Source organism: Micromonospora cabrerizensis, from assembly GCF_022230955.1.
Taxonomy (GTDB): domain Bacteria; phylum Actinomycetota; class Actinomycetes; order Mycobacteriales; family Micromonosporaceae; genus Micromonospora; species Micromonospora cabrerizensis.
On the sequence record NZ_JAKKFI010000098.1, the window covers coordinates 1 to 12,539 of the forward strand.

Annotated in this window: 12 protein-coding genes and 1 riboswitch; of the genes, 6 read left to right on the forward strand and 6 right to left on the reverse strand. The window is 73.7% G+C overall.

Annotated elements, in window-relative coordinates; translation table 11 throughout:
• Positions 1 to 756 (forward strand): ATP-dependent DNA helicase (locus LADH09A_RS25875; RefSeq protein WP_238648145.1); only part of this gene is annotated, 756 nt, incomplete at its 5' end.
• Between the two features lie 225 nt (positions 757 to 981).
• On the opposite strand, the gene LADH09A_RS25880 is transcribed toward LADH09A_RS25875, so the two are convergent.
• Positions 982 to 2,346 (reverse strand): AI-2E family transporter, encoded by a 1,365-nt coding sequence (locus LADH09A_RS25880; protein ID WP_238648147.1) that lies wholly within the window; start codon positions 2,344 to 2,346, stop codon positions 982 to 984.
• A gap of 105 nt (positions 2,347 to 2,451) precedes the next feature.
• Here LADH09A_RS25880 and LADH09A_RS25885 point away from each other — a divergent pair, with 105 nt between their 5' ends.
• Together LADH09A_RS25885 and LADH09A_RS25890 are read left to right on the forward strand one after the other, a co-directional pair.
• Entirely contained in the window at positions 2,452 to 2,790 is a 339-nt protein-coding gene (locus LADH09A_RS25885) for a GroES family chaperonin (RefSeq protein WP_238648148.1), read from the forward strand.
• Positions 2,791 to 2,884: 94 nt separating this feature from the next.
• Positions 2,885 to 3,052, forward strand: a complete 168-nt coding sequence (locus LADH09A_RS25890; RefSeq protein ID WP_172862117.1) for a hypothetical protein — start codon at positions 2,885 to 2,887, stop codon at positions 3,050 to 3,052.
• Positions 3,053 to 3,095: 43 nt separating this feature from the next.
• Here the strand turns inward: LADH09A_RS25890 and LADH09A_RS25895 are convergent, their stop codons facing one another.
• Positions 3,096 to 4,532, reverse strand: coding sequence for a PrsW family intramembrane metalloprotease (locus LADH09A_RS25895; protein ID WP_238648149.1), 1,437 nt, complete (start codon positions 4,530 to 4,532; stop codon positions 3,096 to 3,098).
• A 65-nt stretch (positions 4,533 to 4,597) separates the two neighbouring features.
• Positions 4,598 to 4,718: riboswitch (SAM riboswitch) on the forward strand.
• A gap of 70 nt (positions 4,719 to 4,788) precedes the next feature.
• On the opposite strand from LADH09A_RS25895, the gene LADH09A_RS25900 reads away from it, so the two are divergent.
• The gene (locus tag LADH09A_RS25900; protein WP_238648315.1) at positions 4,789 to 6,039 is read left to right on the forward strand and encodes an aminotransferase class V-fold PLP-dependent enzyme; all 1,251 of its coding nucleotides are present in this window, start codon (positions 4,789 to 4,791) and stop codon (positions 6,037 to 6,039) included.
• 12 nt (positions 6,040 to 6,051) lie between these two features.
• Here LADH09A_RS25900 and LADH09A_RS25905 read toward each other — a convergent pair whose 3' ends face one another.
• Positions 6,052 to 7,287 (reverse strand): FUSC family protein, encoded by a 1,236-nt coding sequence (locus LADH09A_RS25905; RefSeq protein ID WP_238648150.1) that lies wholly within the window; start codon positions 7,285 to 7,287, stop codon positions 6,052 to 6,054.
• A gap of 106 nt (positions 7,288 to 7,393) precedes the next feature.
• On the opposite strand from LADH09A_RS25905, the gene LADH09A_RS25910 reads away from it, so the two are divergent.
• A complete protein-coding gene (locus LADH09A_RS25910) occupies positions 7,394 to 8,050 on the forward strand; it encodes an HD domain-containing protein (RefSeq protein WP_238648151.1) in 657 nt (218 codons plus the stop codon).
• Here LADH09A_RS25910 and LADH09A_RS25915 read toward each other — a convergent pair.
• A complete protein-coding gene (locus LADH09A_RS25915) occupies positions 8,022 to 8,306 on the reverse strand; it encodes a DUF4031 domain-containing protein (RefSeq protein WP_238648152.1) in 285 nt (94 codons plus the stop codon). The genes LADH09A_RS25910 and LADH09A_RS25915 overlap by 29 nt on opposite strands.
• Positions 8,307 to 8,374: 68 nt before the next feature.
• Between LADH09A_RS25915 and LADH09A_RS25920 the strand changes: the two genes are divergently transcribed.
• Positions 8,375 to 9,775 carry an FAD-binding oxidoreductase gene (locus tag LADH09A_RS25920; RefSeq protein WP_238648153.1) on the forward strand — a complete coding sequence of 467 codons (1,401 nt, stop codon included), beginning with the start codon at positions 8,375 to 8,377 and terminating at the stop codon, positions 9,773 to 9,775.
• A 42-nt stretch (positions 9,776 to 9,817) separates the two neighbouring features.
• Here the strand turns inward: LADH09A_RS25920 and LADH09A_RS25925 are convergent, their stop codons facing one another.
• Both LADH09A_RS25925 and LADH09A_RS25930 read right to left on the reverse strand, forming a co-directional pair.
• On the reverse strand, positions 9,818 to 10,354 hold the full coding sequence (locus LADH09A_RS25925) for a hypothetical protein (protein ID WP_238648155.1): 537 nt from the start codon (positions 10,352 to 10,354) through the stop codon (positions 9,818 to 9,820).
• A gap of 88 nt (positions 10,355 to 10,442) precedes the next feature.
• A complete protein-coding gene (locus tag LADH09A_RS25930) occupies positions 10,443 to 12,260 on the reverse strand; it encodes a glycerol-3-phosphate dehydrogenase/oxidase (RefSeq protein ID WP_238648316.1) in 1,818 nt (605 codons plus the stop codon).
• Positions 12,261 to 12,539: the final 279 nt, after the last annotated feature.

Below are 12,539 nucleotides of genomic sequence, written 5' to 3' on the forward strand. Positions count from 1 at the left end.
CCGGGCCGCCCGGCCGCCGAGGCGCCGGGCCGTCGCCTCGCCGGCGACGCCGCCCCGAACGCCGTCGTCCCGGCGACCGAGGGCCCCGGTTGGCGGTCCCTCGACGTCGGGTCGCCGTTCGACTACGCCCGGCAGGGCATCCTGTACGTCGCCGCGCACCTGCCCCGCCCCAGCGTCTCCGGGCTGCCCGACGCCGCCGGAGAGGAGCTGCTCGGGCTGGTCGAGGCACTCGGTGGTCGTACTCTCGGGCTCTTCTCCTCGCGACGGGCCGCGCAGCAGGCCGCGGAGCTGCTGCGCGCGCGGACCGACCTGCCCGTGCTGCTCCAGGGCGAGGAGGCGCTGCCGCTGCTCGTCCGCCGGTTCCGGGAGGAGCGTGCGAGCTGCCTGTTCGGGGTGATGTCGCTGTGGCAGGGGGTGGACGTGCCCGGTGACGCGTGCCAGCTCGTCGTCATCGACCGGCTGCCCTTCCCCCGTCCGGACGAGCCGCTGGCCGCCGCCCGCGCCGCGGCTGTCGACGCCGGCGGTGGCTCCGGCTTCTCCGCCGTCAGCGTGCCGATCGCGGCGGTCCGGCTGGCACAGGGGGTGGGCCGGCTGATCCGGGCGACCGGTGACCGGGGCGTCGTCGCGGTGCTCGACTCCCGGCTGGAGACGGCCCGCGGCTACGGGCCGTTCCTGCGTCGCTCGCTGCCGCCTTTCTGGTACACGACCCGCCCCGAGGTGGCCCGCGGTGCCCTGGAACGCCTCGCCAAGTCCTGACCCGCCGCCACCCGCGCGCCACGCGCCGCCCACGCCACGCACCGCCGCACCACCGCGCGCCACGCCACCGCGCGCCGCGCGCTGCCCGCGCCCGCCCCACCAAGATCGCGCTACAACAAGGAAACAGTGGCCTCCCGGAGTGGGGAGGCCACTGTTTCCACGATCGTGCGTGATCTTGAAGCAAGCGGCACGGGCAGTGAGGCCCGGGGGCCGCGCCCCCAGGGGTCAGGGGGCCTGGGAGGCGACGACCACGGCGTCGGGTGGGGTGTCCGGGACCCTTCGGGCGGCGAGCCGGCGGACCGCGGTGTTCAGCACCGCGATGAGCGGCACGGAGACCAGGGCGCCGGTGATGCCCGCGAGGACGACACCGGCGGCGATACCGATGATCACGGCGAGCGGGTGGAGGGCGACCGCCCGGCCCATGATCAGCGGCTGGAGCACGTGCCCCTCGATCTGCTGCACACCGATCACCGCACCCAGGATGATCAACGCGGTGACCGGGCCACTGTCGACCAGCGCCACCAACACCGCCACACCACCGGAGAGCGCGGCACCGACGATCGGGATGAACGCGCCGAGGAAGACCAGCGCGGCCAGCGGGAAGGCGAACGGCACGTCGAAGATGACCAGGAAGATGCCGATACCAACGGCGTCGATGAAGGCCACCAGGACGGTTGCCCGGACGTAGGCGACGAGCGTCTGCCAGGAGGCGCGACCCGCGTCGTCGACCTTCCACCGGGCGGCCACCGGCAGCAGCCGGACCAGGAAACGCCAGATCCGGTTGCCGTCGCGCAGGAAGAAGAACGTCGCGAAGAGCACCAGCAGCGTGCCGGTCAGCACCTCCGCCAGGGTCGCGGCCGTGCTCAGCGCGCCGCTGGTGAACCTGGAGGTGTTGTTGTTGATCCAGGCCTGGGCCTCGTCGATGTAGCGGTCGAGCTGGGTGTCGGAGAGGTGCAGCGGGCCTGTCTTCAGCCAGTTCTGGATCTGTCGGACGCCCTCCGAGGACTTCTCGCTCAGCTCCGGCACACCGCGGATGAACTCGTTGACCACCAGCGTCAGCGTGCCGATCACCGCGGCGAGGCCGCCGACCAGCACCACCGCCGTCGCCAGCGACCGGGGCAGTCGGGCCCGCAGCAGCCAGCCCACCGCCGGCGCGAGGAGCGCGGAGAGCAGCAGAGCGATGGCCAGCGGGATGATCACGATCTTGACCGTGCCGACGATCCGGAGCAGGGCCCAGGCCACCACACCGATCACGATCAGGCGCCAGCACCACGCGGCGGCGATCCGCAGCCCGTGCGGGACGTCAGCGTCGTCCCGGCTGGAGGTCGAGCTGTGCAGGTCCACCGGAGGTTCCGCGCCGAAGACCGAGGCGTGCGACGGCGCGGTCGGCCCCGGCACGGCCGGCGACGCCACCCGGGCGGCGTCCGACACGTCGCTCAACTCGTCGTTCGAAATGCCCTCGTCAGCGCGCGCCGACTCCTGTCGTGACTGGTAGGCGCGGCGGAGCCGCCCGCGTACCCGCTCGAAGCGGCTCAAGCGCACCTCCTGGCAGAGAAACCGGCCCGCCCACGGCGACAGGTCGGACAGCATACGTCCGTTCCCGACACCGTAGGGCAGTTCCGCCACACAGTGCCCCCATCACCACCGGCGTAACCACCGGCGGCCCACCGCCGGTCACACGGTAGCGTCTGCGGCGTGACCGTCGACAACGATCTCGACGCCGGCCTGCCGATCCGCCTGCTGCACGACCGTGTGCTGGTGCGGATGGAGGGCAGCGAGGGCGAACGTCGCTCCACCGCTGGCATCGTCATCCCCGCGACCGCCCAGGTCGGCAAGCGCCTCGCCTGGGCCACCGCCGTGGGGGTGGGCCCGAACGTCCGCGCCATCGTCACCGGCGACCGGGTGCTCTTCGACCCGGACGACCGCTCGGAGGTCGAGCTGCACGGCCGCGGGTACGTGCTGCTGCGCGAGCGGGACGTGCACGCCGTGGCCGCCGAGCGGATCGAGAACGACCCCACCGGCCTCTACCTCTGACGCACCTCCCCCGGGCCACCACGCCCCGACGCGCGCCGTTTGCCCGGCCGCACGACGGGAAGCCATCCGGCGACCGTGGCCCTGGGGAGGGACGATGCCGGTATTCGTTAAGAAGTTGTTGACCTGGGGCAGCGTCGCGTTCCTGATCTACTTCGTGGCCTTCCGGCCGGACGGCGCCGCACAGATGTTCAAGGCGATCGGGGCGGCCCTGATCGCGATGTTCCAGGGCTTCGGCGACTTCCTCACCACCCTGATGACCTGAGCCGCCGGCATGATCTGGAGCGCCGGCCGGGGGCCGTCGGCCGTCAGGGGTGATGCGGCGGCCAGGGTGCGGGGGGTCGCAGGGCGGGCCAACCGGGCGGGGCGTATCCCACCGGAGGCGCGGCGGGGGCCAGCACCACCGGAATTGGCACCACCGGCTCGTCCGGCGCGTCCACCGGGCGCTGGGTGCCGTCCGGGAAGCGCAGGTGGTAGCGGCTGCCGTCCCAGACCCCGGCCGGGGCCTGCGGGTCCCGACCGACGAAGAACGACCGGTACGCGCTGATGGCGTCCAGCAACTCCCGCTCCTCACGGGCGCTTCGCTCCTGGTCGGCGGGCTTGCGGTCCAGACCACGCAGCGTGCCGTCGCGCAGCAGGGCCAGGCGGGTGGCGGCGGACTGGTAGCCGCGCATGGCCCGCACCCCGGCGTCGCCGGCGACCCTCCGGGCCCACCTGCGGGCCGCGTGCCGTCGGCCGAGGCTGCTCAGCGCGGCCACCTCCGGCGGGCTCAGCCAGCCGGCGCGTACGTAGTCCGGCAGGGTCCGCTCGGTGAGCCGCCCCTCCCAGGCGCGTAGCCACACCGCCAGCCCCACCATGCCGAAGAAGACCGGCACCATCAGGCCCAGGAAGCCGTACAGCATGATCAACGCTTCGCCGGTGGCCTGGGTCAGCGTGGGCAGCAGGTTCCACGTGCCGTGCAACATCATCGCCAGCAGCAGGCCGCCGATCGGGGCGAGCACCCGCACCCGCCGGTCGGCCGTCCGCGCCGCGATGCCCAGCCCCACACCGGTCATCGAGGTGAAGAGCGGGTGGGCGAACCCGAACAGCAGGATCCGCAGGATGAAGATCGCGATGACCTGCTGGATGCCGGTTGCCGGGCCGTAACGGTCGGCGCCGGACGCGTAGCCCAACCCGCCCAGGTAGAGGATGTTCTCCACCATGGCGAAGCCGACCGCGGACAGCCCGCAGTAGACCAGGCCGTCGGTGATCCCGGACCACTCCCGGCGGCGGAACACCAGCAGCAGGATCGGGCCGAGCGCCTTGGTCAACTCCTCGATGAACGGCGCCACCAGCACTCCGGTGAGCGCGTCCGGCAGCCCCCAGTCGGCGAACCGGTTGGCGGCGAATTCGTTCACGGTGAGCGAGGCGGCGGTGGAGACGAACGCTCCCCAGGCGAAGCAGAAGATCAGATATTTCAACGGCTCCGGTTCGTACCGGTCCAGCCAGAGGAAGCAGGCGACGAGCACCGGCACCGGCAGGACGGCGGCGGCCACCCCGATCAACAGGGCCTGCACACCGAGCGACTGGCCGAGCCTCAAGACCATGAACACCGCGCAGGCGGCGATGAGCAGCACCACCCCGGCCAGCGCCAGGACCCGTCGCCAGCCCAGGCGGCGCAGCGGCATCCGGGGTGCCTCGCCGACGGGCGGGGTCGCTGGCGCGGGCGACGACGGCAGGGGTGAACCGGGCGGGGTGTCGGCCATGCGGTCAGCGTAGCGATCCGTCGCCGGCTGGTCCGGTCGCCTCGGTGGCCGCTATGCTGCCGGCAGGTCACGAGCGCCAGCGTCAAGCCCCGGCTTGCTGGCCGGCAACCCTCGTCGAGTTCGCGGTGGGGTGCCCCGGGTGATGACCGGGCCCAGCCCGATCGGTGTGCTGGGCAAGCGCGGACCCCGTCCCGATGCCGCACCCGGGGTCCCTGACCCCGGAGGTTCCGGCGTGTCCGTCACCCTTGTCCCCTCGCTGCCCCACCGCGTCGACGCCGCGCCCCGGCCGGCCTCGTCGCGGCCGCTGGACGTCCTCGGCGTACCGGGTGAGATCAACCTGGACTACGCGGCCAGCGCGCCGTGCGCGCGGGCCGCCGCCGACGCGGTGGCCGAGCTGCTGCCCTGGTACGCGAGCGTGCACCGTGGGGCGGGAGCGTTGTCCCGGCGCTGCACCCTCGCCTACGAACAGGCTCGGCAGACGGTGGGTGACTTCTTCGGCGGCCGCGCCGACGACCACGTGATCTTCACCCGCAACACGACCGACGCGCTCAACCTGCTGGCGCGGGCCCTGCCGGCGGGCACGACGGTGGTCACCTTCGCCGGCGAACACCACGCCAATCTTCTGCCCTGGCCGCGCGGCTCGGTGCGGCTGCCGGTGCCCAGCGACCCCGACTCGGCGGTACGCGACCTCGCCGCCGCCCTCACCGAGCTGCGCCGGGGCAGCAACCCGGCGCTGCCGGTGCTGGTCGCGGTGACCGGCGCCAGCAACGTGACCGGTGAGCGGTGGCCGGTCGCCGAACTGGCCCGGGTGGCACACCGGCACGGCGCCCGGATCGTGCTGGACGCCGCGCAACTCGCCCCGCACGCCCCGGTCGACCTGCTCGCGCTCGACGTCGACTACCTGGCCGTGTCCGGTCACAAGCTGTACGCGCCGTTCGGTGCGGGTGTGCTGGTCGGCCGGGCGGACTGGCTGGACGACGCCCCGCCGTACCTGGCCGGAGGCGGTGCCACCGGCCACGTCGGGCCGGCGACCCACGACGTGACCTGGGTGACCGGGCCGGCCCGACACGAGGGCGGCACCCCGAACCTGCTCGGCGCGGTGGCGCTGGCAGCCGTGTGTGCGGCTCTCGACGACGCCGACCGGGCCGCACTGGCCGCCGACGAGCAGGCGCTGCTGGCCCGGCTGCGGATCGGCATCGCCGCCCTGCCGCACGTCGTGGAGCTGCGCACCTTCGGCCCGGACGCGCCCCGCGTCGGGATCGTCTCGTTCGTGGTCGTCGGCTGGGAGTCCAGCGACGTGGCCGCGCGGCTGGCGGCCGAGCACCGCATCGGCGTACGGGACGGGTTGTTCTGCGCTCACCCGCTGGCCCGGCGGCTGCTCGCCGAGGCGGCGGGGCGTACCGGTCGACGGGACCTGCCGCCCACCGCGCTGCGCGCCAGCATCGGCCTGGGCAGCACGGCGGCCCAGGTGGACCGGCTGCTCGCCGCGCTCGCCGAGCTGGGCTGAGGCCGCCCTCGCTCAGCCGACCGGCGGGGCGGTGGGTGGTTTCGGCGCCTCGCCCGGCTCGGCGGGCTCTCCGACCGGGCGCTCCTGCTCACCGAAGGCGGTGCGGATCCACCGGTTCGCCTCCTCCTGTTCGATGCCGGAGGCCACCAGCAGGTCGCTGGCGGTGGTTCGGATCTGGGCGACCACCACACTGCCCGAGAAGCCGACCCCGGCGCCGTACGCCCGACCGGCCTCGCTGACGGCCCGCAGCGACCGTTCGCGGGCCTTCTCCGGTTCCTCACCGGCGGCGAACTCGTGTTTGAGCAGCCGGACCGACTCGGCGAGGTGGCCGATCGCGTCCGGCATCGGATCGGGGACCGGCTCCTCGTCCTCGATCAGCGTGACGGACCTGCGGATCAGCGTGCCGCTGTTGCGCATTGCCCGGTCGATCGGGTCGGCCGCCTCCGCGTAGTGGATCAGCTCGCTGCGGCGGTGCCAACGGGCCGGGGAGAGGGTGGCTGTCTCCTTCGCGCCCTCGATCGCCTCGGCCAGGGTGGCCAGCTCGTCCTTGTTGTTGCGCAGTCGGTCCAGTGCCCGCTGGATGCCGGCGCGGTTCCGGCCGCGCAGCCCGTCGGCGGTGGCGTCGAGTTGGGCGGCGAGCAGGTCCAGCGCCGGCCGGGCAGCCCGGTTGATCACCCGGAGCGGGTTCAGTGGCAGCAGCACCGCAGTGACCAGGAGCGCGACCCCGCCGCCCAGGAACGCGTCGACGAAGCGGGGGATCTCCAGGTTCTGGGTCGACGGGCTCAGCGTGACGATCAGCACCGCCGTGGCCGCCGCCTGGATGACGATGGCGACGCTCGCCCCGGCGAAGATCGTGAGCAGGATCGCCACCGTCACCACCAGGCCGAGCTGCCAGGCCCCGGTGCCGAGCAGGTAGATCAGCAGGTCGCCGACGGCCACCCCGACCCCCACCCCGACGATCAGCTCCACGGTCCGGCGGAACCGTTGGCCGACCGACGCGGCCAGGGTGCCGACCGCGGAGATCGGCGCGAACACCGGTTGCGGGTTGCCGAGCAGCCGGTGCGAGACGAAGTACGCCAACCCGGCCGCCAACCCGGCCTGCACGGCGAGCCCGCCGGCCATCCGCACCCGGTGCAGCCGGTCGTGCAGGGTGGCCCGGCCGCGATGGCGCAGCTCCTCGGTGGCCTCGGCGATCCGGGCACCGTCGACGTCCACCAGCCCATCGCGCAGCGGGGCACGCCGCACCATCGGAGGTCGCTTGTCCCGGGCCACGGCCATGGGCGCGACTACCCGTGGTGGGCCCGCTGAATCCTCCCTTCTCGCGCGTCGTGGGCGGATGCGGCAGACTCGGGCGGTGGTTGATCTGTTGGATCGCTGGCTCATCGCGGCCCGGGGTGCCGGTGCGGGTTCGGCCCCGACGTCGACCAGGGCCGGGGAGCAGGTGCTCGCGCGGTGGCGGGAGCCGCACCGGCACTATCACACGGTGGCCCACCTGACGGCGGTGCTCGACGTGGTGGACGAGCACGCCGACCTGGCCGTCAGGCCCGACGTGGTCCGGTTGGCGGCCTGGTTCCACGACACCGTCTACGACCCGCGGGCCGCCGGCGACGCCAACGAACGCGACAGCGCAGCGCTGGCCGAGAGCGTGCTCACCGGGCTCGGGCTTCCGGCGCCGGCGGTGGCCGAGGTGCGCCGGCTGGTGCTGCTCACGGCCGGGCACGCGGTGACGCCGGGCGACCCGGACGGCGCCCTGCTCTGCGACGCGGACCTCGCCGTGCTGGCCGCGCCGCCCGCCGACTTCGACCGGTACGCGGCGGCCATCCGACGGGAGTACGCGCACGTGCCGGAGCCGGCCTTCCGGGCCGGGCGGGCTTCGGTGTTGAACGGCCTGCTGGCGCTGCCCGCGCTGTTCCGGCTGCCGCCGCTGGCGGCCCGCTGGGAGGAGCCGGCCCGGGACAACGTGCGCCGCGAGCTGGCCGCTCTCAACGAGGGGTCGGCGGGCGCGGGTTGACCAGGTGCTTCGGGCGACGCAGGCCCGAGGAGCGGAGCAACCGGACCAGCTCCCGGCTCGGCACCACCTGGGCACCGAGCCACACCGCCGCCGCGAACCGGTCGGCCGGGATGTCGTAGTGGTCCCGGTCGAAGCCGCGCCGGGGCGCGCCGAGTGTCTCGGCGAAGGCGTGCAGCTCGGCGTACGAGACGTCGCTGATCAGGTGCGACCAGAGCCGACCGCGCCACGGCCAGGCAGGCCGGTCCAGGTAGAGCATGGTGCACAAGCTATCCCGCACAGTTGATCATGTTGATGATCGCCCGCTGGCGACCTAGCCTCGGCTGCATGGCCCCCACCACTCTTCTCGACGACCTGCGCGACGCGCTCGGTGGCGACGCCGTGCTCACCGACCCGGACCTGCTGCGGATGCACCAGCGGGACGAGGCCGACCTGTGCGCCGCGGGCATGCCGCTCGTGGTGACCCGCCCGCGCAGCACCGAACAGGTGGTCGCCGTGGTGCGGGCAGCGGCGCGGCACGGCGTACCCGTGGTGCCGCAGGGCGCGCGGACCGGGCTGGCCGGCGCGGCGAACGCGGTGGACGGCGCGGTGGTGCTCAGCACCGTGGCGATGGACGAGATCCGGGAGATCGACCCGGTCAGCCGGATCGCGGTGGTCCAACCCGGGGTGGTCAACGCGGCGCTGGCCGGGGCGGTGGCGAAGCAGGGCCTCTGGTATCCGCCGGATCCCGGCTCCTGGGAGTCGTCCACGATCGGCGGCAACGTGGCCACCAACGCCGGTGGCATGTGCTGCGTGAAGTACGGCGTGACCACCGAGTACGTCCTCGGCCTGGAGGTGGTGCTCGCCTCCGGTGAGGTGCTGCGCACCGGCCGGCGTACGGCCAAGGGGGTGGCCGGGTACGACCTGACCCGGCTGTTCGTCGGCTCGGAGGGCACCCTCGGGGTGATCACCGAGGTGACCGTGGCGTTGCGGCCCGCGCCGGCCGGGTCGCTGACCCTGGTGGCGGTCTTTCCGTCCACGGCGGCGGCCGGCGCCGCGGTGGCCGAGATCGCGGCCCGGGGGCTCACGCCCAGCCTGTTGGAACTGCTCGACCAGACCCACCTGCGGGCGATCGAGGCGTACCAGCCAATGGGGTTGAGGACCGACGCGCAGGCCCTGTTGCTGGCCGCCGCGGACACCGGCAGCCGGGCCGCCGACGACCTGGCCGACCTGGCCGAGGTGTGTGAGGCGGCCGGCGCCGACGAGGTCTACGCGGCCACCGACGCGGTGGAGGCGGCGGCGCTGCTCCAGGCCCGCCGACTGGCCCACCCGGCCATGGAGAAGTTCGCCGCCGACGCCTACCCGGGAGGCAACGGCGGTCTGGTGATCGACGACGTGGCGGTGCCGCGCGGTTCGCTTGCCGCGCTGCTGGACGGGGTGGCCCGGATCGCGGCGGAGTGCGAGGTGCCGATCGGTGTGGTGGGGCACGCCGGGGACGGCAACATGCACCCGAACATCGTGGTCGACCGGGCCGACCCGGCGAGCGTGGAGCGGGGCCGGCGGGCGTTCGACGAGATCATGCGGCTCGGCCTGGACCTCGGCGGCACGTGCACCGGGGAGCACGGGGTGGGGCTGCTCAAGCGCGACTGGTTGGCCCGCGAGATCGGGCCGGTCGGCGTCCGGGTGCACCAGGCGATCAAGTCGGCGCTCGACCCGGCTGGCCTGCTCAACCCGGGCAAGGTGCTCTGACCTGGCTCGGCGTCAGCCCTTGGCCTCGGCCGGGGTGCAGGGTCAGCCCTTGACCTCGGCGGGCGTCGCCTGGGTGAGCAGCAGCAGGATCTCCCCGGCGACCGGCGTGCGCTCCTCACCGGGGCAGTCCTGGGAGGTGATGAGCCCGGACGAGGTGAGCAGGCTGGACGTCAGCGCGTCGATGCAGGTGCTGCGGTACTTCCGGGCCTGGTCGGTCTCGGCGGCCAACCCCGGGTTGGCCAGCAGCACCTGGAGCCGTTCGGTCAGCTCGGGTGCGAGGGTGCCCCGGGAGGTGACCCCGTCGCCGGCGCAGTCCAGGCACTGCCACGCGCCGTCGCGCTCGACGCTCAGGGTGCGCAGCGGCCCGTCGGCGCCGAGCCGCTGGAGCAGGCTGACCTGACCGGCGGCGACGGTGGTGGGGATCTCCCGCTGCGATCCGCCCCCCGCCGCCGGGGCGGACGGTTGTGCCTGCGGCGTGCCCGGCTTGTCCCCGTCGAACAGCGAGCACCCGGTCAGGGCACCGACGAGCGCGACGGCGAGAAGGGGTGAGAGCAGACGAGGGTGCGCGCGGCGTAGCACGCGCGGAAACCTACCCCACCGTAGGTAGCGTCCGAAACCACCATCCGGGCCGGTATCGATGGTTACCCATCGGTAACGTCGCAATTCGTCATCGAGCGGACGGACGGACCTTCGCCTGATCGTCGTCGCCGCCCCGGTCGGCCGCATAACCCCGCACGTCCGGAGCGCCGAGCCGGGCGGCATCCGCCGCGGCGTCGTCCGGCATCAACTGGGACTGCCGCTCCGCCTCCACCCGGGCGCGGTAGTGCTCCACCTCGCGGACCCGGGTGGCCTCGTCCCAGCCGAGCACCGCGCCCATCAGCTCGGCCGTGTGCTCGGCCGACTCCAACCCCCGGTGGCTGGTCTCGAACGAGATCCGGGTCCGCCGGGTCAGCACGTCCTCCAGGTGCAGCGCACCCTCGGCCCGCGCCGCGTACGCGACCTCGGCCGCCAGATACTCCGGAGCACCCGCCAGCGGAGACGCCAGCAACGGATCGGCGTCGACCAGCGCCAGCAGGTCCAGGGTGAGGGTGCCGTACCGCTCCAGCAGGTGCTCCACCACGCCCACCGGCACGCCGTGCCGGCGGGCCAGGTCGGCCCGGTCCCGCCACATCGCCGGGTAACCGTCCGCACCCAGAAGCGGCAGGTCGGCGGTACGCGACGGGCGTGCTCCGCCGAGCCGGCGGGCCGCCCGGTCGACCACGTCGGAGGCCATCACCCGGTACGTCGTGTACTTGCCGCCGGCGACCAGCAGCAGCCCGAGCATGGGCTCGAAGACGGCGTGCTCGCGGGACAGTTTCGAGGTCGAGTCGGCCTCGCCGGCCAGCAACGGCCGCAGCCCCGCGTACACCCCCTCGATGTCGGCGGTGGTCAACGGCCGGTCCAGCACGGTGTTGACCTGCTGCAACAGGTAGTCGATGTCGCGAGCCGAGGCGGCCGGGTGGGACCGGTCCAGCCGCCAGTCGGTGTCCGTCGTGCCGATGATCCAGTGCCCGCCCCACGGGATGACGAAGAGCACCGAACTCGCCGTCCGCAGGATGAGCCCCGCCTCGCCGGTGATCGCCGAGCGGGGCACCACCAGGTGCACCCCCTTGGAGGCGCGCACCCGGACGCCGGGCCGCAGGCCGACGTCGTTGAGCATCCGCGACATGTCGTCGCTCCAGACACCGGTGGCGGCGATGACGGTACGGGCGTGCACCTCGAACTCCGCGTCCGGTGAACCCGCTGGCGCCTCCAGGTCACGGACGCGGACACCGGTCACCTCACGCGCCTGCCGGATCAGCCCCACGGCGCGGGCGCTGCTCACGACCGTGGCACCGAGGCTGGCGGCGGTACGGGCGAGGGTCACCACCAGGCGGGCGTCGTCGACCTGCCCGTCGTAGTAGCGGATCGCCCCGGCCAACGTGTCGGGCCGCAGACTCGGGAAGACCCGCCGGGCCCCCTCCCGGGTCAGGTGCCGGTGCAGTGGCATGCCCCGGCCACCGCCGAAGATCCCGGCGAAGGCGTCGTAGGCGGCCACACCCGCGCCGTAGTAGGAGCGACGGAAGATGCGGGCCGGCAGGTCCCGCAGCCCCCGCCCGGCGGGCAGGGGCACCAGGATCGGCACCGGACGCACCAGGTGCGGCGCGAGCCGGGTGGCGAGCAGGCCGCGCTCGGTGAGCGCCTCGTGCACCAGGTGGAACTCCAACTGCTCCAGGTAACGCAGGCCACCGTGGATGAGTTTGCTCGACCGGCTGGAGGTGCCCGCCGCGAGGTCGCGCGCCTCGACGAGGGCCACCTTCAGGCCTCGGGACGCCGCGTCCAGAGCGGCACCGGCACCGGTCACCCCGCCCCCGATGACCAGGACGTCGAAGCGCTCGGCGCGCAGTCGACGCAGGTCGGACGCACGGCGAACCGGCGAGAGCTGGCCGGCGACGGATCGGGAGATGTTGGGGTCACGCACCCGTCCACGGTAACCGCCGGGCCAACGTGCCGACATTCGCCGCCCGCCCCGGCACTGCTGCGTCGCGTGCACGACACGTCCCGCTGCCGCGCCCCCGGTCGGGTCGCGCCCGTGGTCAACGGCCGGTTCATCCTGGCTCCACGCCGACCGATCGGAGATCTTGGACAGTTTCCGTCAGCGGCTGACGGAAGGTGTCCACGATCGGCACGGTTCTCCGGTAGACCCGCAACACGACGGTCGGGTGGAAACCGCTCGGCGTGGTCG